Origin of the sequence: Novilysobacter antarcticus, assembly GCF_019802285.1 — a bacterium.
Classification (GTDB): Bacteria; Pseudomonadota; Gammaproteobacteria; order Xanthomonadales; family Xanthomonadaceae; genus Novilysobacter; species Novilysobacter antarcticus.
In genome coordinates, this window is sequence record NZ_JAIEUJ010000002.1 from 765,998 (window position 1) to 789,280 (window position 23,283).

The following is a 23,283-nucleotide window of genomic DNA, read 5'->3' on the forward strand; positions in this document are numbered from 1 at the left end:
AACTGCGTCGGTGGCATCCTAACGTCCCCTTCCCTGACGAGACGGATGCCCGACGGACACGCCGGACACCCCAGTATGGCCCGTATTCCCGACGCCTTCATCGATGACCTGCTGGCCCGCTCCGACCTGGTCGAGGTGATCGGCGCGCGCGTGCCGTTGAAGCGCCAGGGCAAGGAATACTCGGCCTGCTGCCCGTTCCACGATGAGCGCACGCCCAGCTTCACCGTGTCCCCGGCCAAGCAGTTCTATTACTGCTTCGGCTGCCAGGCCAGCGGCACCGCAATCAGCTTCCTGATGAACTACGACCGGCTGGAGTTCCTCGACGCGGTCGATGAGCTGGCCCGCCACGCGGGCATGGAGGTTCCACGCGACACCCTGCAACGCAATGCCAACCCCGACGGGCAGGCATTGTTCGAGGCGATGAGCGCGGCGGCGACGTTCTTCCAGCGCCAGCTGGCCCAAAGCGGCAAGGCGCAGGCGTATCTGGACGGGCGCGGGGTCGATGCCGATATCCGCCAGCGCTTCGGGATCGGCTACGCACCCGACAGCTTCACTGCACTGCGCGACACGCTGGGAACCGACCCCCGAAGGCTGGCGCTACTGGAACGCGGAGGGCTGTTTTCCAGCAACGACAGCGGCCGCAGCTATGACAAGTTCCGCGACCGGGTGATATTTCCGATCCACGACCGCCGCGGCCGGCCGATCGCCTTCGGCGGCCGCGTGCTGGATGCCGAGGACAACCCCAAGTACCTCAACTCCCCGGAAACCGAGCTGTTCCACAAGGGTCGCGAGCTGTACGGCCTGTGGCAGGTGCGGCAGGCGCACAACAAGGTCCCGCGGCTGATCGTGGTCGAGGGCTACATGGACGTGGTCGCGCTGTTCCAGCACGGCGTGGACACCGCGGTGGCGACCCTGGGCACCGCGACCACGCCGGACCACGCCGAGCTGCTGTTCCGCAACGCACCCGACGTGTACTTCTGCTTCGACGGCGACCGCGCCGGCCGCGCCGCGGCGTGGAAGGCGGTTGAATCGATCCTGCCGCGGATGAAGGACGGCCGCCAAGCGTTCTTCCTGTTCCTCCCTGACGGCGAGGACCCCGACAGCATCGTGCGTGCCGAAGGCGCCGCCGGCTTCGACAAGCGCCTCGCGGAGGCCACGCCGCTGTCGCAGTTCCTGTTCGACTCGCTGTCTGTCGACGCCAACCTGGCCACGCTGGAGGGCAAGGGCCGTCTGGCCGAGCGTGCCAAGCCGCTGCTCGCGCAGATCCCCGACGGCGCGTTCGCCGACCTGATGCAGCAGCGCCTGACCGAGTTGACCGGGGTGGGCGCTCGCGAGTCCGCACCCCCTCCGCGACCGGCGGCATCGCGCAGCCGCAACACCCATGGCGTGGCCGCGCCCCGTCGCAGTCTGGTGCGCACAGCGATCATGCTGTTGCTGCACCAGCCGGCGCTGGCGATGGAGCTCGAGCCGCCCTTCCCGTTCGCCAGCCTGCAGCAGCCGGGCGTGGACCTGCTGCTGGACGTGCTCGGGGTGATCTTCGAACGGCCCGACATCACCACCGGCGCGCTGGTCGCCCACTTCGAAGGGCGCGAGGAGCACGCCGCGCTGCAGAAGCTGGCGGCGACCACGGTGCCCGGCGACGAGGCCGCACCGCGCACGATCCTGCTGGATACGATCGCCCAACTCGACCGGCAGAGCCGGCACCAGCGCCTTACCGAACTGCAGAGCAGATTGGCGAGCCTGAGCGATGACGAGAAGTCCGAGCTGCGCGCACTGCTGAGCGCGCGTTTCGACTAGCCAGGGCAGATATGCGGGCACCGTGAACGGTTGTACCGCGAGGGAGCCGCTCTGCCGTCAGCCGACCGGGACGAATTCCATCGATGCGCCCGGCTGCAGGAACGGCAGCAGCCAGTGGTCCAGCAGCAGGAAGGCGAACAGCGCCATCAGGTAGACGATGGAGAACCCGAACACCTTCATCGCGTACATCTCGTCGGGTGGATCCATCAGGCGCCAAGCGTAGTAAAGGAATGCCGCGCCGAGCACCGCCGCGCCGCCCAGGTAGAGATCGCCGCTCATGCCGATGATCCGTGGCAGCATCGTCACCAGCACCAGCAGCACGGTGTAGAACAGGATCTGCCAGCGGGTGTATTCCACGCCGTGGGTCACCGGCAGCATCGGGACCAACGCCTTGGCGTAGTCGGCGCGGCGGAAGATCGCCAGCGCCCAGAAGTGCGGCGGCGTCCACACGAAGATGATCAGCACCAACAGCAGTGCGTGCGCCCAGTCCCACGGGTTCTGCATGCCGGTCACCGCCGACCAGCCCAGCAACGGCGGCGCGGCGCCGGCAAGCCCGCCGATGACGATGTTCTGCGACGTGGCGTGCTTGAGATACACGGTGTAGATCACCGCGTAACCGATCATCGAGGCAAAGGTCAGCACTGCGGTCAGGACGTTCACCCACACCAGCAGGATCAGCATCGACAGCCCCGCCAGCGCCAGCGCGAACAGCAGCGCCTGCCGCGGCGTGACCTGACCGACCACGATCGGCCGCCACGAGGTGCGGGCCATCTCCGCATCGATACGCGCATCCAGCAACTGGTTGATGGTGGCCGCCGAAGCCGCCGCCAGCCAGATCCCGAGGAACCCAAGTACCGACTCCTTCAGCGGTGGCAATCCGGGCACCGCCAGGAACATGCCGATCGCCGCAGTGAAGATGATCAGCGCGACCACCCGCGGCTTGGTCAGCGACCAGTACTCCCGACACACCTTGGCAAACGTGCGTTCCATCACGCGTCTGGAGCGCGCAGCCGCGCCAGCAGGGAAACCAGGACAAACAGCAGCAGCACCGCGCCGGCGTTGTGCAGCACCGCCGTCCACAGCGGCAGGGCCAGTTTGACGTTGGCAATTCCCAGGCTGGCCTGGGCAATGATCGCCAGGCCAAGCAGGCTTGCCCAGCCGCGCATGCCGGGCCGGCGCGACAGCCGCCATGCCAACCAGAGCAGGTACACGAACAGCACCACCGCCATCAGACGGTGTGCCATCTGGATCGCGATGCGGCTGGCGCCATCCAGCACGCCGCCTTCGTAGTCGACCCCAATGCCCCGCCACAACACGAAGCCCTCCCTGAAGTCCGTCGGCGGCCACCAGCGGCCCACGCAGGTGGGGAACTCTGTGCCGCACGCGAGGGCGGCGTAGTTCGCACTGGTCCACCCTCCCAGGGCGATCTGTACGGTAAGCAGGGCCAGCCCCGCCATCAGCCAGCGGCGCAGTTTCAGCGCATCGGCCAGCTGGATCGGCAGGTCGGTGGCGCGCCATGCCATCCACAACAGCAGCGAGAACGTGAGCAGTCCGCCCAGCAGATGGCCCATCACCACCAGTGGCTTCAACAGCCAGGTGACCGTCCACATCCCCAGCAGGGCCTGGAACACGATCACCCCGAGGGTGAAGACCGCGACCCGGGCCAGGTCCAGATTGCTCCAGCGCAGCGCCGCGAACATCAGCACCGCCTCGCCGGCCAGGGCCAGCGCGGCAGCGGGCACGTGCAAGCCGCGCATGTACAGCGGGATGGCGATGGCCACCATCAGCGACGCAGCGATGATCTGCGCCAGTCCATACCGGCGCCGCCTGGACGCCAGCAGCGCCAGGGCCAGGGTCAGTACCCCCAACGCACCGGCGATCATGCGGTGGAACTGCTCACGCCAGGCCTTGTGCACCTCGACCGGGCGGATCGCAACGGCCGCATGGCCGTCTCCCTGGTCCACGGTGGTGGGCCACGCGGCACGCCCGTAGCACGTGGGCCAGTCCGGGCAGCTCAGGCCGGCATCGGACAGGCGCACAAAAGCGCCAAACACGATCACGCCGACCGCCAGCAGCACCGCCATCCACGCAAGACGATGGAAATTGCGGGCGGGACGGACGGTTGCGGTGCGGACGGGTTTATCGTCGGGTCGGGACCCGGGCGAAAGCTCGGAAATGGAAACAGTCATGCAGGTCTCTTGCGGTGGAGCGGCATCGAGCGTGTCGCGGACAGTAGCGCGATCACATCAACTTCAACAGTTTGGCGAGGTCGGCGCGCAGCCCGCCAGGATCGAAACCCGGCGCGTAGCGCAACACCACGAAGCCATGCGGATCGATCACATAGACCGGCACGCCGGCGGGATCGGCCAGCGCGGGGAGCCGCTCGCGCCACTGTGCGGCGCCCCGTATCACCTGCAGCGTGCGCGGCAACTGGGCATCCCGCGGCGGCATGCAGGCAGCACTGTCGCAGACCCACAGCACGTGAACGCGGTCCGCATCCTTGCCGAACAGGCGCCAGACGGTATCCAGGTCGTGGGCGAGCCGGTCACACTCGCTGCCGCAGTCGTCCGGCGGAGCGAGCATGATCCGCCAGGTGCGCTCGCCGGGGTTCCAGGCGTAGCCGCCACCCTCGGCCGTTTGCGGTACCAGCCCGCGCAGGTCGGTCGGCGGCTGCAGCAGCTCGCCGTGGTTCTTGCGGCCCTCGGGCTGCCACCCGGAAAACCGCAACGCGCCGGCGATCAGCATGCTGCCAAAAAACAGGACGCCGATCGCGACCAGCATCGCGCGGTTGCGGTTGCGCGCGCGGATATCCACCGCCGGCGGGGTGTCGGAGTGCGAAGGGCTCATCAGTGCTTGTCCATGTTCGGCTGGCGCCTGCGGCGCCGGGGGTTGCGGAACGTCAGAATCAACGCGGTCGCCAGTACGGCCACGGCGAGGCCGAACCATTGCAGCGCGTAGCCACGGTGCTTGGCCGGCGGCAGTGTATTGGGCAGCAGGGCGAGGTCGCGCTCATACCCCAGCGGCGACGCCGGATCCAGCCGCAGCACCCGCGGCGCCAGTGCTGTACCCGCCGCGGCGCTGATGGACGGGATGTCCAGTCGCAACATCAACCAGCTCCCGGCCTGCTCGGCCATCGCGCCGCCCAGGGCAATGCCGCCTGACGGCGGCGGCGACAACAAGCCCTCCACCGTGATGTGCCCTTCCGGGCGCTCCACCGAAGGCATCGCCCGGTCGCCCGGCAATGGCAGCCAGCCCAGGTCCACCAGCAACGGCTGGCCCTGATCGGGGAGAAAGATCCGATACGCCTGCACACCGACGCGTCCCGCGCGCTGCTGGTTGTCAAGCAGCCACTGCGGACCGGGCGCGAACTCACCGCTGCCCTGCGCCCACTCATAGCGGTCCTGCGAGGCGGCATCGGCCGCCGCGTCCAGACCGCTCAGCTGGCGTGAGGTCAGGACACGGGCTGCTCCGTCAAGCATCGCCTGCTTTTCGACTGCCCGCTGCGATTGCCAGACGCCCAGCCGTGTGAACACGGCGATGACCGCCAATGCCACCAACCAGCCCACGACAAGCTGCGACCTGCGGCTCATGTCATATCCACGCCACGCTGCGATAATGACGACCCGCAGGCCGAAGGCCGTACTGGGCGCATCGGCGCTGGAGCATATTGATGAAGACCCTGGTGATCGTCGGCTTCCTGATCCTGATTCTCTGGAACCTGGGCGCCGGCCTGTACTACATGCTGGTCGACAAGGGTGAGAGCAAGCGCACGGTCAACGCACTGACCCGCCGCGTCGCCCTGTCCATCGCCATGATCCTGGTTGTGATCATCGCCGCGAAGATGGGCTGGATACAGTTCCACGGCGTCAACGGCTGACGCCCGGTTTCCGCAGCTGTCAGCCGGCGGAGCGGAACCGGTTGCAGCGCACCGAAGGAGCGGTAACGCCATCCGCAGGCAACGACGCGAGCCTGGAGTGCGTGGCGACAACTCGCGCGGCTTGCGTGCCGCCCGGAAACTGACGGATCCGGCGAGCAGTGCGGATGCCCGGGTTACAGCACGTAGACGAAGATGAAGAGCATCAGCCAGACCACGTCGACGAAGTGCCAGTACCACGCCACGGCCTCGAAGCCGAAGTGGTCGTCCTTGGTGAAGTGGCCCTTCAGGCAGCGCACCCAGATCACTGCGAGCATGATCGTGCCGAGGGTAACGTGCGCCCCGTGGAAGCCGGTCAGCAGGTAGAACGTCGAGCCGTAGATGCCCGAACCCATGGTCAGGTTGAGCTCCGAGTAGGCGTGCATGTACTCCTCGGCCTGGAAGAACAGGAACAGGCAGCCCAGCAGCACCGTCAGTCCCAGACCAACCAGCAGCGCCTTGCGGCGCCCGGCCTTGAGCGCGTGGTGGGCAGCGGTAATGGTCACGCCGGAGGTGAGCAGGATCAGCGTATTGACCAGCGGCAGGCCCCAGGCGGGCACCGTCTGGTAAGCACCGCCGACGGCGGCCGGTCCATTGCTCGGCCAGGCTGCGCTGAATCCGTCCCACAGCAGCGCGTTGGTCATCATGCCGTCGCCGGCGCCGCCGAGCCACTGCAGTGACAGCTGCCGGGCATAGAACAGTGCGCCGAAAAAAGCGCCGAAGAACATCACCTCCGAGAAGATGAACCAGACCATCCCCATCCGGAACGACACATCGACCTGACGGTTGTACTTGCCGCTGACCGACTCGCGGATGACGTCCCCGAACCAGCCAAAGAACACGGCAATCATCAGCACCACGCCGACGACGAATGTCCAGCGGCCCCAGCTGGTCTGGTTCAGCCATGCGCCGGCGCCGACCATCATCACGAACAGGGCGACGGAACCCAGGATCGGCCAGCGACTGTGGTGCGGGACGAAATAGGCTTCTGGTGACTGGACTTGGGCTTGGGCCATGGCGGCGGTTCCGTTATGCAAGGGGTGCGATGGAGCGTTCAGGGCGCGGACACCGGCACCGGTGCCGGATGGTTCGCCACCGCCTGCTCGGCGGTGAGCGAGTCATTCTTGAAGAACGTGTAGGACAAGGTGAGCGTCTTGATGTCCTTGGGCAAATTGGGATCGACGATAAAACGGACCGGCATGTCGCGGGACTCGCCCGCGGCCATGGTCTGCGCGGTGAAGCAGAAGCACTCGGTCTTGCTGAAGAAGCCCGAGGCCCGTGCCGGCGCCACCGACGGGACGGCGCTGCCCACGATCGTGCGGTCGCTCTTGTTGTGGGCAAAATAGGTCGTCTCGTACTGCTGTCCCGGACGCACCTTCATGCTTATTTCGCTGGGCTTGAACGCCCACGGCAGCTTGGAGTTCACCCCACCGTCGAACTGCACGGTGATGATCCGATCCTCGTCCACCACACCGGGGCTGCGCGCGGCGCTGGCCGTATTGTCGATACGGATTCCGAACACCTTCTGGCAGGCGATGCGGTACAGCGGCACGAGACTGAAGCTGAAGGCGAAGGCGATCGCCGCCGCTACCAGCATCTTGGTCAGGCCGGTCGTCGCGCGGCGCGGCGCCGGTTCGGGGTTCGGAGCGCTCATCGACCGATCACCCCGCTGAGGATGAAGCCGACATAGATCACCACCGCCACCAGCCCCATCCACAACGCGGTCCGCACCGCCGCCTTGCGGCGGCCTGCGAGCTGGTCATCGGGCAATTTGGGGCGTTGGTCGGTCATAGCCGAAGGCTCAGTGGGTCACGTCGCCGTGGGCCAGGTCCCCGTCGCGGATCACGGGCGGCACGGTGAAGGTGTGGTGCGGTGCCGGACTCGGCACGGTCCACTCCAGACCTCGGGCGCCTTCCCAAGCGCGCATCCCGGCCTTGGCGCCGTACTTCTTGGAGTGCAGCAGGATGGCGAACATCATGAACGGCGTCACGAACATGCCGAACGCGCCGATCGAGCTGACCAGATTCCAGTCGGCGAACACCACGTTGTAGTCGGGGATGCGGCGCGGCATGCCGGCCAGACCCAGGAAGTGCTGCGGGAAGAACAGCAGGTTGACGAACACCATCGTCCACCAGAAATGGATCTTGCCCCAGGTCTCGTTGTACATGCGGCCGGTCCACTTCGGCCACCAGTAGTACACCGCCGAGATCAGCGCGAGCACCGAGCCGGTGACCAGCACGTAGTGGAAGTGCGCCACCACGAAATAGGTGTCGTGGTACTGGAAGTCCGCCGGCACGATCGCCAGCATCAGGCCGGAGAAGCCGCCGATGGTGAACAGGATCACGAAGGCGACGGCGAACAGCATCGGCGTCTCGAAGGTGATCGAGCCGCGCCACATGGTGGTCACCCAGTTGAAGATCTTCACCCCGGTCGGGATCGAGATCAGCATCGTGGCGTACATGAAGAACAGCTCCCCGCCCAGCGGCATGCCGGCGGTGAACATGTGGTGCGCCCAGACGATGAACGACAGGAACGCGATCGCTGCGGTGGCATAGACCATCGCCTGGTAACCGAACAGCGGCTTGCGGCTGAAGGTCGGGATGACCTCGGAGACGATGCCGAACGCCGGCAGGATCATGATGTAGACCTCGGGGTGCCCGAAGAACCAGAAGATGTGCTGGTACATCACCGGATCACCGCCGCCGGCGGCGTTGAAGAACGAGGTCGCGAAGAACTTGTCGGTCAGCAGCATGGTGACCGCACCGGCCAGCACCGGCATCACCGCGATCAGCAGAAACGCGGTGATCAGCCAGGTCCAGGTGAAGATCGGCATCTTCAGCAGGTCCATGCCCGGCGCGCGCATGTTGAGCACGGTGGCGATGACGTTGATCGCGCCCATGATCGAGCTGACGCCCATCATGTGGATGGCGAAGATCTGGAAGGCCACGTTGGAGCCGCCCTGCAGCGACAGCGGCGGGTACATGGTCCAGCCACCGCCCATCGCGCCGCCCGGCAGGAACAGCGTCATCAGCAGCATCGTGAAGGCGAACGGCAGGATCCAGAACGACCAGTTGTTCATCCGCGGCAAGGCCATGTCCGGCGCGCCGATCTGGAGCGGGATCATCCAGTTGGCCAGGCCGACGAAGGCCGGCATCACGCCGCCGAAGATCATCACCAGCGCGTGCAACGAGGTCATCTGGTTGAAGAATTCCGGATCGACGAACTGCAGGCCCGGCTGCGCCAGCTCGCTGCGGATCACCACCGAGAAGGCACCGCCGATGATGAACATCATGAAGCTGAAGAGCAGGTACAGCGTGCCGATGTCCTTGTGGTTGGTGGACAGCAGCCAGCGTTCGACGAAGCCCTGCTTGTGGGCGTGGTCGTCATGCGTATCGGTGACGGGGTGCGTGGCAGCCATGGCCTACCTCTGGGATTCGTTGGGTGTAAACGCCGGCATGGCGATCAGCGGACCACCGCGACAGCAGCCGCGGCGTCGGTTTCGGATTTGACTTCGGTGTTGGGCAGCGCGCGTTGCGGGACCGCGTTTGCAACATCCGCGCCGGCCGCCTTCTTGGAGGCCAACCACTGCTGGAACTCGGCCTTTGGCAACGCCCGGATCACGATCGGCATGAACCCGTGGTCCTTGCCGCACAGCTCGGCGCACTGGCCGCGATAGATGCCGGGGGTGTCGATATCGGCCCACGCCTCGTTGATGATTCCCGGCACGGCGTCCTGCTTCCAGCCCAGTGCCGGCACCCACCAGGAGTGGATGACGTCGTCGGCGGTGATCACGAAGCGGACCTTGGTGTCGACCGGCAACACCAGCTCGTTGTCGACTTCCAGCAGGTAGGTGGGGTGCTCGTCGTGGCCGGGCACGATGCCGCTCTGGCGGATGCGGTCGTGTTCGCGGTCCAGGCGGCTGACGAAGCTGACGTCCTCGCCCAGGTACTCGTATTCCCACATCCACTGGTAGCCGGTCACCTTGACCGTCATTTCCGAGTCGCGGTGGTCGTACATCTTCACCAGCTTGGTGGTGGCCGGCGCGGCCATCACCACCAGCAGGATCACCGGGATCACGGTCCAGACGATTTCCAGCCGGGTGTTGTGGACGAACGTGGTGTCCGCCACGGCGCCGCGCGACTTGCGGAAGCGGAACATCGCGATACCCATGGCGATGAACACCGCCACGCCGATGCCCAGGCAGATCCACAGGGCCAGCATGTGCGCGTCGTAGGCGTTGTTGGACAGGGGCGTGACGCCGCGGCCCATATTGAGCTGCCAGCGCACCGGATCCGCGCTCTGGGCGAACGCCAGCATGGGAGTCGCCATCGCGGCGAGCGCCACGGAGGTTTTCGTGAAACGACCGGCTTTCATCAATTCGAGCCCCAAAGTCCGCTTGTAGTCAGGTGGTACCGCTGTTCCGCTCCGCGAGTCCCCGCTGCGAGGTCCGCGCTCAGCGGCCGCGGGTGGTCGAACGGTTGCTGGCGAGCCCGCCCGGGGCCCGTCACGTCGATGCAGACGCTACGGATAGTGCTCAGAAGGGTATCCGTGCAGATGGGCCGCGGCAAGCGATCTCCTGCCAGAGACGCAGCCAGCTGTCCTTGATCCGGATCATTTCCGGCTACCCGACCGTCGGCTGAACACGGCCATGCCGTGAGCTGAACACGCGCGCAAACGGCTCCCGCGGCGGGTCTGAAACCCCCACGGTGCAAGGCATAGGGCGGACTTTGGTCCTAGACTATGCGTCTGCCATCCCCCTGCCCGACGCACGTCGCCCAGCCTGAGCGGTATCGATGACCATCCAACCTCCTTTCACCGGTCTTTCGTCGCCGCATGCGGCGCTGATCAGCCCGGAATTGCCCCCCGCCGGCGCCGGTCCACGCGCTGCCCTGACCGCCGCCTGGTCGCGCGACGAGGCCAGCCACGTGCGCCAGTTGGCCGAACTGGCGACCCTGGCTCCGGCCGAGCAGGCCGCCGTGCAGGCGATGGCCGCCGACCTGGTGCGTCGCGTGCGCGCGCGCGCATCCGAACAAGGCGCCATCGAGGCCTTCATGCGCCAGTACGACCTGGGCAGCGAGGAAGGCGTGTTGTTGATGTGCGTGGCCGAAGCGCTGCTGCGCATCCCCGACCCGATCACCACCGACAAGCTGATCCGCGACAAGCTCGGTGATGCCGACTGGAAGCGCCACGTCGGCCGGTCGGACTCGGTGCTGGTGAATGCTTCGACCTGGGGACTGCTGCTGACCGGACGACTGGTGGATCTCGCCGACGGCACCAAGCGCGACGTACACGGGGCGTTCTCGCGGCTCGTGGGCCGGGTGGGCGAACCGGTGGTGCGTATGGCGGTACGCCAGGCGATGCGGATCATGGGGCACCAGTTCGTCATGGGCCGCACCATCGGCGAGGCACTGGCACGGGCAAAGAAGTGCAGCAACGCCAACTACCGCTACTCCTACGACATGCTCGGCGAGGCGGCGCTCACCGCGGCCGACGCGGAGCGCTACCTGCAGTCGTATCGTGACGCGATCGCGGCGATCGGCAGCAGTGCCAGCTACACCGGCAGCGACGTGTTCGCCACACCCAGCATCTCGGTGAAACTCTCGGCGCTGCACCCGCGCTACCAGCATGCCCAGCGCAGGCGCGTGCTCGCCGAGTTGACCCCGCGGGTACTCGAGCTGGCACAGCTGGCGCGCCGCTTCGGCATCGGCTTCACCGTGGATGCAGAGGAAGCCGACCGCCTGGAGCTGTCGCTGGACGTGTTCGCCGCCGCTTACACCGATGCCTCGCTGGAGGGTTGGGAGGGCTGCGGCCTGGCGATCCAGGCGTACCAGAAGCGCGCTCCGGAAGTGATCGACTTCGTCGCCGACCTGGCCCGCCGCACCGGCCGCCGGATTCCGGTCCGCCTGGTCAAGGGCGCCTACTGGGACAGCGAGATCAAGCGCGCGCAGGTCGACGGCTATCCCGGCTATCCGGTATTTACCCGCAAGCCCAACACCGACGTCTCCTATCTGGCCAACGCGCGGCGCATGCTGGCCGCCGCCGACGCGATCTACCCGATGTTCGCCACCCATAATGCGCAGACCATCGCGGCGGTGCACGCAATGGCCAACCGCGGCGGCAAGCGGGTGGAATTCGAGTTCCAGAAGCTGCATGGCATGGGCGACGACCTGTACGCCGAGGTGATCCCCGCCGACCGCCTGGACGTGCCGTGCCGGGTGTACGCGCCGGTCGGCAGTCACGAGGACCTGCTGCCGTACCTGGTCCGCCGGTTGCTTGAGAACGGCGCCAATTCCAGCTTCGTCAACAGCATCACCGACGAGAATGTCCCCGTTGCCGACCTGGTGCGGGATCCGCTGCAGGCGGTGGCTGCGTTCGACAGCATTCCCCACCCGCGCATCCCGCTGCCGGTGGACCTATTCCGCAGTTATGCCGATTCAATGAAGTATTGCGACAGGAGCAATTCGATGGGCGTCAATCTTGCCGACGACGACCGGCTGCGCGCGCTGGCCGAACAGGTCAACCACGCCGCGGCCCAGGAATGGCACGCAGCCCCGTTGGTTCCGGGCGCCACTCCGGCTGGTGACACCCGGCCGGTGACCAACCCGGCCGATCGCCGGCAGGTGGTCGGGCACTGGTTGCCGGCCAGCACCGAGGTCGTGGAGAAGGCGCTGACCAACGCCGTCGCCGCATTCCCGGGATGGAACCTGACCCCGGCGGCGGACCGCGCGGCGATCCTGGAACGCGCCGCCGACGTGCTGGAGTCGCGGATGGGCGAATTCATCGCGATGTGCACCCGCGAGGCGGGCAAATCGATTGCCGATGGCGTCGGCGAGGTCCGCGAGGCGGTCGACTTCCTGCGCTATTACGCCAGCCAGGCACGGATCATGTTCAAGCCCGAGCCTTTGCCCGGCCCGACCGGCGAGTCCAACACCCTGGAGCACGGCGGCCGCGGCGTGTTCGTCTGCATCAGCCCGTGGAACTTCCCGCTGGCGATCTACCTGGGTCAGGCCGCCGCTGCGCTGGCCTCGGGCAACACCGTGATCGCCAAGCCGGCCGAGCAGACCAACCTGATCGGCTACGCCGCGACGCGCCTGATGCATGAGGCCGGCATCCCCGAAGACGTGCTCCAGTTCGTGCCCGGCGACGGCGCGACGGTGGGCGCGGCCTTGACCGGCGACCGCCGCATCGCCGGCGTCGCCTTCACCGGATCCAACGAGACGGCCAACGTGATCAACCGCGCGCTGGCCGCGCGCGAAGGTGCGATCGGCACCCTGATTGCCGAGACCGGCGGCCAGAACGCGCTGATCGCCGACTCCTCGGCGCTGCCGGAACAGCTGGTGCAGGACGCGATGAACTCGGCCTTCACCTCCGCGGGCCAGCGCTGCTCGGCCGCTCGGGTGTTGTTCGTGCAGGAGGACATCGCCGACAAGGTGGTGACCATGCTCGCGGGTGCGATGGCCGAGCTGAAGGTCGGTGACCCCGGCCTGCTGTCCACCGACGTGGGCCCGGTGATCGACAACGATGCGCTGGAGATGCTGCAGAAACACGCCGACCGCATGAATCGCGAAGCCACCCCGATCGCGGTGGTGAAGCTGGACGAGGACACCGCACACGGCACCTTCTTCGCTCCGCGCGCCTACGAGCTGAGATCGCTCGACCAGCTCAGCAAGGAGGTGTTCGGGCCGGTGCTGCACGTGCTGCGCTGGAAGGCAGACGATCTGGACGGGGTGATCGATGCGATCAACTCAACCGGCTACGGTCTGACCCTGGGCGTGCATTCGCGCATCGATGCCACGGTGGATCGGATCGCGGCGCGGGCGCGGGTCGGCAACTGCTACGTCAACCGCAACCAGATCGGCGCGGTGGTCGGCGTGCAGCCGTTCGGCGGACAGGGGCTCTCGGGCACCGGGCCCAAGGCCGGCGGGCCGCAGTACATGACCCGCTTCACCACCGAGAAGACTGTCACCATCAACACCACGGCCTCCGGTGGCAACGCCTCGCTGCTGACCTTGGGCGACTGATCGTTCGCCCATGACCCGGCGCCGGTTGCCGTCATCGCGTCGCATCCACGCGCGCGATCACGGCGCCGCGGCGATGCATCGGCGTCACAGTCGCCTGTGCGATAAAAGTCCGGCGCGGTACCCGCGCCAGCATCAGGTGACCCATGCCGGACGACATCGAGAAGGACGCGCGAAAGCGCGCCGACGAGCAGGCCGAGGCGCGTGACGAAGCCGAGGTCGAGGAAAACCTGAAAGAGGAATCCGACAGCGGCTTCTCGTTGTCGGACGATGAACGGCGCGACGTCGAGGAGCGCAGTGCACCGCGTGCCGCGCTGCTGCACGAAATCATCCGCCGCGCCGGTCAGGAAGAGCTCAAGCGCAACATCGCCACGCTGGCCTGGTCGGCGTTCGCGGCCGGGCTGACGATGGGATTCTCGTTCCTCGCCCGCGGCGTGCTGCACCGGCACATGGACGGGTTGCCCGGCGCGTTCCTGGTGGACTCAATGGGCTACACGTTCGGCTTCCTGGCAGTGATCGTTGCCCGCCAGCAGCTGTTCACCGAGAACGTGCTCACCGCCGTGCTGCCGCTGATGACCAAGCCCAGCGCGCACAACTTCGGCCGCCTGCTGCGATTGTGGTCGGTGGTGCTGGCCGGAAACCTGGTGGGTGCGAGTGTGTTTGCCTTCGGCCTGCTGCACATGCAGCAGTTCGACGCCACCGGACAGGCAGCCTTCGTCGCGGTCGGTCGCGAGCTGATGGACAACAGCGCGCTGGAGATGTTCACCAAGGGCATCCTGGCCGGCTGGATCATCGCCATGATGGTCTGGATGATGGCCGCGACCGAGCGTTCGCGGGTGGCGATCATCCTGATCTGCACCTACGTGATCGCGATCGGCGGCTTCACCCATATCGTGGTCGGTTCGGCGGAGGCGATGTACATGGTGTTTGCCGGCGAGTCCTCATTTGCCGATGCCGTGCTGCGCTTCGGCCTGCCCACCCTGGCTGGCAACGTGGTCGGTGGCAGCCTGATCTTCGCCTTGATCAGCCACGCCCAGGTCCGCAGCGGCGGTGAGTGATTGGGCGCGAGCCGCGCAGGACGGGCTTGCCGTAAAGGACCCGACCGGACGCGCCGTGCGGGCAAACCTAACCCAGCGCGCCGCCGCAGCTGGAGCCCTGCCCCGCCGTGCATCCGTAGCAGTGCTCCGCGGTGGCGATCGCGCGGGTCACCGGGCCGTCGAGCAGGTTGCGCAGGTGCGGTCGGGGCGCGCCGTCCGCAGCGGGCTCGCTCGCTCCAAGCGGCAGATGCAGCATCTGGTTGAAATCGCAATCGTAGACATGTCCCTGGTAGTCCACGCTGACCAGTGAGCGGCACATCACGCCCGGCAGGTTCTCCTTGCGGTGGGCCTGCTTCAGGGTCGCCATGTAGGGCGCGAACTCGCCCTTGGACAGCAGCCAGGAGCCGTAGCGCTGGATGGGCATGTTCGCGATCGTGTAGAGCTGGTTGAACACGATGCCGAAGTTGTCGTGCAGCAGGCGCTGGTAGTCGGCCTCGAGCCGGTCCTGCGGCGGCGGCAGGAACGCACCGTTGGGGTTGTAGACCAGATTCAACACCAGACCACTGCCGGGCTGCCCGTAGCCCAGGGCGTTGAGCGTCTGCAGTGCGCGGATGGACGCCTCGAACACGCCCTTGCCGCGCTGCTCGGTGACATTCTGCTGGCTGTGGCAGGGCAGCGAGGCGATCGCTTCCACGCCGTGGCGGGCCAGGAATCCGCCCACCCATTCGTAGCCCGGCTCCTCCATGATGGTCGGGTTGAGCCGGTCCATCACGTGCAAGCCGGCACCCTTCGCCTGCTCAACCAGCCAGCGGAAGTGGGGGTTCATCTCCGGCGAGCCGCCGGTTACGTCGAGCGTGCTGACCCCGTGCCGATCAGCCACCTGCAGCGCGAGCTCCATCGTCGGCCGGTCCATCAGTTCGGTCCGGCGTGGGCCGGCGGCGACGTGGCAATGGATGCAGCTGAGGTTGCACAGGTAACCCAGATTGAGCTGCAGCGTCTCCAGCCGGCCACGGGTGATACGCGGAAAATCACTGTCGCGCAGCAGCGGCCAGGTGTCATGCATCGGGGGTTTCCTTGGCGGCAGAGGGTGCCGGCTCCGGTCCGGCCACCGGCGCGGCACGGAAGGGTTGCAACAGGAGCGACGGCAGCCCGAGCCTGTCAGGTGTGCGCCATTCCGACAGGCCGATCGGCATCTCGCGCTCCGGGCGCAGCGGACGTGGCGTGTAGCTGCCGAAGATGCGATCCCACGCCGAAAGCAGGAAGCCGTAGTTGCTGTCGGTCTCGTGGCGCAACACCGAGTGGTGGGTGCGGTGCATCGAGGGGGTCACCACCGCCGCGCGCAGCCAGGGCTCGGCGCGAGCGGGAAACGCGAAGTCGGCGTGGGTAAACAGGCTGGCAGCCGCCAGCAGGATCTCGAACGCCACCACGCCGAGCGCCGGCGCACCGAGCAGATAGACCAGTCCCAGTTTCACCCCCATCGAGAAGGCCATTTCCAAAGGATGGAAGCGCACGCCCAGGGTGACGTCAAATCCGAGATCGGTGTGGTGCACGCGATGCATCCGCCACAGCAGCGGGACCGCATGCATCAAACGGTGCTGGGCGTAAATCGCCGCGTCCATCACCACGACCGTCGCCAGCACCTCGAGCCATCCCGGCAATCCGAGCAGTCCGAACAGCCCGCCGCCACGCGAGTGCACCGACATCGCGACCGCGACCGCAAGCACGGGGAATAGCAGCCGCAGCAGACCGGTGTTGATGAGCATCAAACCCAGGTTCGTTATTTGCCGGGGTGCCGGGCGGGCGTCGCCACGGGCGGGCCAGACCCGCTCGGCGATGGCCAACGCACCGAGCACGGCGAGGAAGCTGCCAAGTCGCAGGGCAGCCTCGTGCTCCATCACCCACGCGGTGGGACTCATTGCGGTGCCGTCCACGCGTTGCAACGCGAGCTCGGACGGTGCAGGCAGGGCTCGGCTGTGACAGGCGCGTCGGCGGGCTTCATGGGTTCCCGTCCGTGTGCGGCACCGGGGAAGTTTCGTGCATCCATTGCGCCAGTGTGCGCTGCGCGGCGGTCGGCTCGGCGAGCGCGTCGAGCGCCTGTTGCACGCGCTTCAGGTCCTCGGCTCGATCCACGTCGGTGAGGGCGGCCAGCGTCTGCCAGCGCCCGTAAATCCGCATCGATTCGCTGAACCGGCTCGCGGTATCGGCCTGGCTGTAGCGGACCTGCACCCACGCCGGCAACGGCACGACCCGGTTGCTGCCGAACAGCCAGAAGCCACCGTCGCTGGCCGGGCCAAGCGACAGGCGGGGCTCCGTCGCCCCGGGGGCGGCCAACCAGTCCGCCGCCTGGCCAATCAACGTCGCCGTCAATTGCGGCGCGTCGGCACCGATCAAAACCGCGAAGCCGTGCCGTTCCACCAGCTCCGCATGAACGCGTGCCATGCGCGTCCCCAGGTCGCCCTCGCCTTGCGCGATCGTCGGCAATCCCGTCCACTCGCTTTCTGCCCCGGCTTCGGCCACCGCCCAGTACGCCGTGATGCCGAAATCCTCGCGGGCCCGGGTCGCTACCGAGGCGACTGCGTCGGCCGCCAGCGCGTACCAGCGCTGCGCATAGGCGTCTCCGGTGCCGCCTGCGAGACGGGTCTTGAGCGCCGACCGCCCCGGCGTCTTGACGAAGATCGCGAGCGCGCCGCTCACCGCGGGTGCTCCGGTCGCGAGAACCGCCACGCCTGGCGCAGGGTTTCTCCAACGTGGCCGGTGGTGGTCGCGACCCAGCCACGCGAGGCGTAGCGGCGGGCGCTGGTGTAGAGCGGCGCGCCGATGGCCACGACCGGCGCGCCGGCACGACGTACGCGCCAGACCAGTTGATGGTCTTCGCCGCGCGTCGTCGCCGGGTCGAACCCACCGACGGCCGCAAACAGGCGCCGTGGCAGCACGAACCCCTGATCCCCGAACGGCAATCCGAGCGCCCGGCTGCGCAGCCAGACACCGACCGCGTTGAGATGCACCAAAGCGGGACCGTCGCCGAGGAAGCGCAGATCGAAGTAACCCAGCGCCGATCGCCCTTCGGCGACGAAGCGCGCCAGCGCCGGCAGGGTTTCCGGCGCGAGCGCTGCATCGGCATGCAGGAACCACAACCAGTCCGAGCGCGCCGCCGCAGCGCCCTCGTTTTGTTGCAGCGATCGTCCGGTCGGGGACTGAAACATCTGCCAGCGCGGCCCGGCCGGCCCGCCGGTGGATGCCCTCCCGCGGGCTTCCGCAGCCTGCACCTGATCCGTGGGCGGCGGGTCGCATCCCACCACGACCACGTGTGCGCGCGTCGGGAGCTGGGAGAGTTGCTCGCGCAGTTGCCGCGACAACCGGTCACCCGGCCCGACCGGCACCACGACGGTCACACCGGCCAGCGGCTCAAGCACGGCTCCCGCCTCAACAACAGCGTCCACCGCTCAGCCCCGCCGCCAGGCAAAGTACCGCCGTGACCAGCGCAGGACGCCGGCCGGCGCGTTGGCGCGCTTCCAGTTGCCGGCGACATGCTTGTTCGCCTCGGCCATGGTCGGATAGACGTGGATCGTGCCCAGCAGCTTGTTCAAACCGATGCCGTGCTTCATGGCGAGCACGAATTCCGCCAGCATCTCGGAGGCATGCGCCCCGACAATGGTGGCACCCAGGATGCGGTCCTTGCCCGGCGCGGTGAGCACTTTGACGAAGCCCGCATCGGTGCCGTCGGTGATCGCCCGGTCGAGCCCGTCCAGCGCGTAGCGGGTGACCTCGACCGCGATCTTCTGCTGCCGCGCCTCATCCTCCGACAGGCCCACGCGCGCCACCTCCGGATCGGTGAATGTGGCCCAGGGAATGACCCGGTAATCGACCTTGAACGACCACCACGGCGCCAGCAGTGCGTTCACCGTCGCGTACCAGGCCTGATGCGAGGCGACGTGGGTGAACTGGTAGGGACCGGTGACATCGCCGCAGACGAGGATGTTGGGGTAGTTCGTGCGCAGCATCGGATCAGCGTCGATGGTCCTGCGCTCGTTGAGGCGGACGCCCACCTCCTCCAGCCCGAAGCCTTCCACGTTGGCGCTGCGGCCCAGCGCCAGCAGCAGGACGTCGTAATCGAAGACCACCTCCCCGCCCTCGTACCCGCAGACCAGGCGTCCAGCCTCGCCGTTGCCCTCGACCCGCAGCGCCTTGTGGCCGGTGGCCAGATGCACACCTTCGCGCTGCAGTTGGCGCGCGACGGCATCGGCGGCATCGGCATCCTCGCGCCCCAGCAGGCGCGGCGCCATCTCGACCACGGTGACCTGGCTGCCGAAGCGCGCGAACGCCTGGGCCAGCTCGCAGCCGATCGGACCGCCGCCGAGTACGAGCAGCCGTCTGGGCAGTTGGCGCAGTCCCCACAGCGTGTCACTGGTCAGGTAGGAGGCGCTGTCCAGCCCGGGGATAGGCGGTAGCAGAGGCCGCGCACCGGTGGCGATGATCAGGCTGCGCGCGCTCAAGCGCCGCCCGTCGACCTCGATCTCCCACGGGCTCACCACCCTGGCCGCGCCGGTGATGACTTCCACCCCAAGGCCTGTGTAGCGCTCGACGGAATCGTGCGGCGCGATCCGCGCGATGACCTGCTGCACCCGCTCCATCGCATCGGCAAAATCGAACTCGGCGATCATCGATCGCACGCCATAACGCTGGCTGTCGCGGCCCTCCGCGAGCAAGCGCGCCGTGCGCAGCAAGGCCTTGGATGGCACGCAGCCGGTATTCAGGCAGTCGCCGCCCATCGCGCTTTTTTCCACCAGCCCGACGCGTGCCTTCACCGTCGCGGCGATGTAGGACGAGACCAGCCCTGCCGATCCGGCTCCGATCACCAGCACGTTGTAGTCGAAGGCCCGCGGCTTTACGTACCCCCGGTAGACCCTGCGTGCCGCCAGCCAATCGGTGAATCCCTTTGCCAGCAGCGGCAGTGCGCCCAGCAAGACCAGCGCACCCAACAGGCCGGGAGAAAGCACGCCGGCCAGGGAGTCGATCCGCGCCAGCTGGGTGCCCGCATACACGTACACCACGGTCGCCGGCAGCATGCCCAGCTGACTGACCCAATAGAACGTGCGCAGCGGCAGCGCCGTCAGGCCGGCCAGCAGATTGACCAGGAAGAACGGGAATACCGGCACCAGACGCAGGGTCAGCAGGTAGCGCCAGCCGTCGCGCGCGATGCCGCCGTCGATCTTCTTCAGCCGGTCACGGTAGCGTTCCCGCAAGCGCTCGCGCAGGGCGAACCGCGCCACCAGGAACGCCAGGCTGGCGCCGATGCTGCTGGCGAAGGACACCAGCACAGTGCCCTCCAGCAGACCGAACAGGGCACCTGCGGCGATGGTCAACACCGCCGCGCCGGGCAGCGAGGTGGCCGCAGCCGCAACATAGACCAGAAAGAACGTGCCAGCCGCAAGCCAGAGGTGCTGTCCGACCCATTCACCCAGTTCGGTCTGGCGCGCCTTGAGTTGCTCCAGGGTCAGCAGATCGGCAACTCCGGCGTGCCACGCCCAAAGCAGTGCCGCGACGGCGAGCACCAACGCGAGCCAGCCCCAACGTCGCTGGAACGCACGGTCATCCATCCTGCCTCCGGAAATTGCGGTTGATCTGGCGCACCCGGCCAGGTTCACCCGCCGGCCATGCATCCACGCCCAGTATGAAGCGTCCACGCATCGCAGGCTGGCGTGCTGCCGCTTCGAGAGTGCTTACGCATTTGCACGACGACTGGATCCTCGGCGCCATGCCCCTCTGATCGCCGATGCAACCAATCGGCGCCGACGCACGTATACACACATGACAGGCCACGAGAGTCGCCGCTGCCCCCGCCTTCGGCACGACAGCGTCCTCCTGGCCCCCGAACCGGAGAGCCCCATGAACCGACGCACCGTACTGCAGGGCCTCGCCGCCTTTGCAGCACTGCCTTTCCTGCCTGCGTGTTCCCGCGCTGCCGCGCCCGCGGCCCCGGCAGGAAACGCGGCGATCACCTCGTTGGCGCACCCCCCGGCGTTCTGGCGCGACATGGTCAGCCCCGCCGCGTTCAAGGTGCTGTTCGAAAGCGAAACCGAGCGCGCCGGGAGCAGTCCGCTCAATGATGAGAAGCGCGACGGCACGTTCGTGTGCGCCGCCTGCTACCTGCCGCTTTTCGATAGCGCCCACAAATACGAAAGCGGAACCGGCTGGCCCAGCTTCACCCAGCCGATCGCCGGCAGCATGCAGACCAAGCGCGACTTCGTGATGCTGATTCCGCGCACTGAATATCACTGCGCGCGTTGCGGGGGTCACCAGGGCCATGTGTTCGGCGATGGCCCACCGCCGCTTGGCAAACGCTGGTGCAACAACGGCTTGGCACTGCGATTCGTGCCCGGCTCGGAAACACTTCCGGCTTTGAGAGGTTGAACATGACCCGGTTCCCGTTTCGCGCCGCTTTGCGGCACCGCCTCACCTGGCCCGGCTGTCTGGCCGCCTTGCTGGCGTTGACCGCGTGCGCCCAGCCCAGCGCGGATGCCCGTGCGAGCAGCGGTGCCGATACTGCCACTGCTACGGCAACCAGTGTCGCGGTTTCGCGATCCAACCCGACCCCATCCACGCAGGCCCGCCCATCGCAGAACGGGCCCGTCGGGACGGCCGCGCCCCGAAGCACCGAGATCGCGATCTTCGCCGGCGGGTGCTTCTGGTGCATGGAACCGCCGTATGACGCGCTGCCCGGCGTCATTTCCACCGAATCCGGCTACATCGGCGGCACCGTGGCCAACCCGACCTACGAGCAGGTCTCTGCCGGGCGTACCGGGCACGCCGAGGCGCTGAGGGTGACCTACGACCCCGCCAAGGTCGGCTACCCGACGTTGCTGGAGGTGTTCTGGCGCAATATCGATCCGGTTGCCGTGGATCGGCAGTTCTGCGACGTCGGCAACCAGTACCGCAGCGCGATCTTCCCGGTCAGCGATGAGCAGCGCCGCCTCGCCGAGGGCAGCAAAAAGACGCTCCAGGCGGACCCGCGCTTCCGCCAGCAGACCATCGCGACCCGGATCGAACCGATGGCGACCTTCTATTCCGCCGAGGAATACCATCAGGACTACTACCGGAAGAATCCGGTGCGCTACAAGTACTACCGCTACAGCTGTGGCCGCGATCGCCGGCTGGAGGAAATCTGGGGCGAGGCCGGCTAAGGTCGGTTTGCGCCCGGCGATTCGCCTTCGCTCCGACCGACCTTGTTGAGTCCGCCGCGTCTCAAATCCCAATGGAGTCCCGCATGCGCCTTTCCCGCCTCGTCCTTGTCATCGCATTGCTTGCCGCGGTGCTGTTGTTGATCGCCGGCCCGGGCACGCGGATGGAGGTATGGGACTTCCGCACCGGCTTCGCGTTGATGCGCTGGGCCGCCTACATCGGCTTGGGAGCGGCGGTTGTTGCAGTCGTGCTGCTGCTGGTTCCCGCATACCGCCGGGCGGGAGCACTGGCGCTGGCGGCAGCGCTGCTGATCGGGGTGGGCGTCGCGTTCGTCCCATGGAACGCGATGCGCGGCGCAAAGCAGGTGCCGCCGATCCACGACATCAGCACCGATACCCAGCGTCCGCCGCAGTTCGTGGACATCCTTCCCTTACGCGCCGATGCGCCAAACCCGGCCACCTACGGCGGCGCCGAAATCGCCCAGCAACAGCTCGCCGCCTATCCGGAACTGGGTCCGTACACGAGCGCCTTACCGCCGGCGGCGGCATTCGACCAGGCGCTGGAAGCCGCGAAGAAGATGGGCTGGGATATCGTCGCCAGCGATCCTGCAAGCGGCCGAATCGAGGCCAGCGACACCACGCGATGGTTCGGCTTCACCGATGACGTGGTGATCCGGGTGGAGGCTGAAGGTGACGGCAGCCGGGTCGATGTCCGCTCGGTCTCGCGGGTCGGCAAGAGCGACGTGGGAACCAACGCCAAGCGGATCCGGGCCTACTTGGCCGCGCTGGCACGCTTGGGGTAGTGGCGGGAGAGATCCTCGTCGATCTGGATCGGACGGCCCCAGCGGTCGTAGGTCGGCACAAAGCCGCGCTTGATGCGGTCAAACCGTGCAGAGCCGGGGGTAATGCCCAGTTGTTCGGCCACCACGCTCCAGCCCTGCTCATGGTCGCGTTCCCACAACTCCACCACGTGACGGCACGGGCGACCCAGTACCTCGGCGGCGGCGCAAGCGTAGTAGATGTCGCCTGGCGCCCATCGCTCGTCTTCCAACAGGGTCTCCACCAGATTCCGCGGGGCGCCGTAGTAGCGCACCATCTCGTCGATGAAGGACCGGCGGTAACGCGTACCGTAGCGGTTGACGTCCTCCAGCTGGCTGTCCACCCACGGATCGCCGCTGCGCGGATTCCAGTCAAAGCGGAAGTCCTGCGCGTTCGCGGCTACGCCGGTACCGGCCAGCGTGGCAAACGCCGCCGCCATCGCGAACACGCGCGAGCGCAGCTTGACGGCAATGGGGGGTTGCATGGACATGGGCTACCTCGAAGTCGACGCCGCAGTTGAT

The 23,283-nt window shown here is 67.3% G+C and carries 22 protein-coding genes; 7 read left to right on the forward strand and 15 right to left on the reverse strand.

Features of this window, described 5'->3' with window-relative positions; genetic code table 11:
• The first annotated feature begins 75 nt into the window (after window positions 1–75).
• On the forward strand, window positions 76–1,797 hold the full coding sequence (dnaG, locus tag KZ491_RS08250; RefSeq protein WP_222565334.1) for a DNA primase: 1,722 nt from the start codon (window positions 76–78) through the stop codon (window positions 1,795–1,797).
• Between the two features lie 57 nt (window positions 1,798–1,854).
• On the opposite strand, the gene cyoE is transcribed toward dnaG, so the two are convergent.
• From cyoE to KZ491_RS08270, 4 genes are all read right to left on the reverse strand, one after another.
• Complete coding sequence (cyoE, locus tag KZ491_RS08255; protein WP_222565335.1) at window positions 1,855–2,787, reverse strand: heme o synthase; 933 nt, start codon at window positions 2,785–2,787, stop codon at window positions 1,855–1,857.
• Complete coding sequence (locus tag KZ491_RS08260) at window positions 2,787–3,881, reverse strand: COX15/CtaA family protein (RefSeq protein WP_246606720.1); 1,095 nt, start codon at window positions 3,879–3,881, stop codon at window positions 2,787–2,789. The genes cyoE and KZ491_RS08260 overlap by 1 nt, the downstream gene beginning before the upstream one ends.
• 157 nt (window positions 3,882–4,038) lie before the next feature.
• The gene (locus KZ491_RS08265) at window positions 4,039–4,644 is read right to left on the reverse strand and encodes a hypothetical protein (RefSeq protein ID WP_222565337.1); all 606 of its coding nucleotides are present in this window, start codon (window positions 4,642–4,644) and stop codon (window positions 4,039–4,041) included.
• Window positions 4,644–5,387, reverse strand: a complete 744-nt coding sequence (locus KZ491_RS08270; RefSeq protein WP_222565338.1) for an SURF1 family protein — start codon at window positions 5,385–5,387, stop codon at window positions 4,644–4,646. The genes KZ491_RS08265 and KZ491_RS08270 overlap by 1 nt, the downstream gene beginning before the upstream one ends.
• A gap of 80 nt (window positions 5,388–5,467) precedes the next feature.
• Here KZ491_RS08270 and KZ491_RS08275 point away from each other — a divergent pair, with 80 nt between their 5' ends.
• Window positions 5,468–5,674 (forward strand): twin transmembrane helix small protein, encoded by a 207-nt coding sequence (locus KZ491_RS08275; protein ID WP_222565339.1) that lies wholly within the window; start codon window positions 5,468–5,470, stop codon window positions 5,672–5,674.
• Between the two features lie 173 nt (window positions 5,675–5,847).
• On the opposite strand, the gene KZ491_RS08280 is transcribed toward KZ491_RS08275, so the two are convergent.
• Genes KZ491_RS08280 through coxB form a run of 5 tightly spaced genes read right to left on the reverse strand, consistent with a single transcriptional unit; the run spans window position 5,848 to window position 10,084 of the window.
• The gene (locus tag KZ491_RS08280; RefSeq protein WP_222565340.1) at window positions 5,848–6,726 is read right to left on the reverse strand and encodes a cytochrome c oxidase subunit 3; all 879 of its coding nucleotides are present in this window, start codon (window positions 6,724–6,726) and stop codon (window positions 5,848–5,850) included.
• A 38-nt stretch (window positions 6,727–6,764) separates the two neighbouring features.
• Window positions 6,765–7,364, reverse strand: coding sequence for a cytochrome c oxidase assembly protein (locus tag KZ491_RS08285; protein WP_222565341.1), 600 nt, complete (start codon window positions 7,362–7,364; stop codon window positions 6,765–6,767).
• Window positions 7,361–7,501, reverse strand: coding sequence for a hypothetical protein (locus KZ491_RS08290; protein WP_222565342.1), 141 nt, complete (start codon window positions 7,499–7,501; stop codon window positions 7,361–7,363). Before KZ491_RS08290 ends, KZ491_RS08285 begins: the two co-directional genes overlap by 4 nt.
• Window positions 7,502–7,511: 10 nt before the next feature.
• Window positions 7,512–9,128 (reverse strand): cytochrome c oxidase subunit I, encoded by a 1,617-nt coding sequence (ctaD, locus tag KZ491_RS08295; RefSeq protein WP_222565343.1) that lies wholly within the window; start codon window positions 9,126–9,128, stop codon window positions 7,512–7,514.
• Window positions 9,129–9,172: 44 nt separating this feature from the next.
• Complete coding sequence (gene coxB / locus KZ491_RS08300; protein ID WP_222565344.1) at window positions 9,173–10,084, reverse strand: cytochrome c oxidase subunit II; 912 nt, start codon at window positions 10,082–10,084, stop codon at window positions 9,173–9,175.
• A gap of 419 nt (window positions 10,085–10,503) precedes the next feature.
• On the opposite strand from coxB, the gene putA reads away from it, so the two are divergent.
• A complete protein-coding gene (gene putA, locus KZ491_RS08305) occupies window positions 10,504–13,731 on the forward strand; it encodes a bifunctional proline dehydrogenase/L-glutamate gamma-semialdehyde dehydrogenase PutA (RefSeq protein WP_222565345.1) in 3,228 nt (1,075 codons plus the stop codon).
• A 143-nt stretch (window positions 13,732–13,874) separates the two neighbouring features.
• Entirely contained in the window at window positions 13,875–14,786 is a 912-nt protein-coding gene (locus KZ491_RS08310; RefSeq protein ID WP_222565346.1) for a formate/nitrite transporter family protein, read from the forward strand.
• Window positions 14,787–14,853: 67 nt separating this feature from the next.
• Here KZ491_RS08310 and arsS read toward each other — a convergent pair whose 3' ends face one another.
• From arsS to KZ491_RS08335, 5 genes are all read right to left on the reverse strand, one after another.
• Window positions 14,854–15,828, reverse strand: a complete 975-nt coding sequence (gene arsS, locus KZ491_RS08315) for an arsenosugar biosynthesis radical SAM (seleno)protein ArsS (RefSeq protein WP_222565347.1) — start codon at window positions 15,826–15,828, stop codon at window positions 14,854–14,856.
• Window positions 15,821–16,681 (reverse strand): sterol desaturase family protein, encoded by an 861-nt coding sequence (locus tag KZ491_RS08320; RefSeq protein WP_246606629.1) that lies wholly within the window; start codon window positions 16,679–16,681, stop codon window positions 15,821–15,823. Before KZ491_RS08320 ends, arsS begins: the two co-directional genes overlap by 8 nt.
• A gap of 79 nt (window positions 16,682–16,760) precedes the next feature.
• Window positions 16,761–17,459, reverse strand: a complete 699-nt coding sequence (locus tag KZ491_RS12850) for a TIGR04282 family arsenosugar biosynthesis glycosyltransferase (protein WP_343225578.1) — start codon at window positions 17,457–17,459, stop codon at window positions 16,761–16,763.
• Window positions 17,456–18,178, reverse strand: coding sequence for a glycosyltransferase (locus tag KZ491_RS08330; protein ID WP_222565349.1), 723 nt, complete (start codon window positions 18,176–18,178; stop codon window positions 17,456–17,458). The genes KZ491_RS12850 and KZ491_RS08330 overlap by 4 nt, the downstream gene beginning before the upstream one ends.
• A 30-nt stretch (window positions 18,179–18,208) precedes the next feature.
• The gene (locus KZ491_RS08335) at window positions 18,209–20,362 is read right to left on the reverse strand and encodes an FAD-dependent oxidoreductase (protein ID WP_222565350.1); all 2,154 of its coding nucleotides are present in this window, start codon (window positions 20,360–20,362) and stop codon (window positions 18,209–18,211) included.
• Between the two features lie 289 nt (window positions 20,363–20,651).
• Between KZ491_RS08335 and msrB the strand changes: the two genes are divergently transcribed.
• From msrB to KZ491_RS08350, 3 genes are all read left to right on the forward strand, one after another.
• Window positions 20,652–21,176 (forward strand): peptide-methionine (R)-S-oxide reductase MsrB, encoded by a 525-nt coding sequence (gene msrB / locus KZ491_RS08340; RefSeq protein ID WP_222565351.1) that lies wholly within the window; start codon window positions 20,652–20,654, stop codon window positions 21,174–21,176.
• Window positions 21,177–21,178: 2 nt separating this feature from the next.
• The gene (msrA, locus tag KZ491_RS12855) at window positions 21,179–21,946 is read left to right on the forward strand and encodes a peptide-methionine (S)-S-oxide reductase MsrA (RefSeq protein WP_222565352.1); all 768 of its coding nucleotides are present in this window, start codon (window positions 21,179–21,181) and stop codon (window positions 21,944–21,946) included.
• A gap of 83 nt (window positions 21,947–22,029) precedes the next feature.
• Complete coding sequence (locus KZ491_RS08350) at window positions 22,030–22,746, forward strand: DUF1499 domain-containing protein (RefSeq protein WP_222565353.1); 717 nt, start codon at window positions 22,030–22,032, stop codon at window positions 22,744–22,746.
• On the opposite strand, the gene KZ491_RS08355 is transcribed toward KZ491_RS08350, so the two are convergent.
• Window positions 22,716–23,252, reverse strand: coding sequence for a hypothetical protein (locus KZ491_RS08355; RefSeq protein ID WP_222565354.1), 537 nt, complete (start codon window positions 23,250–23,252; stop codon window positions 22,716–22,718). The two genes, KZ491_RS08350 and KZ491_RS08355, sit on opposite strands and share 31 nt — an antisense overlap.
• Window positions 23,253–23,283 lie beyond the last annotated feature (31 nt).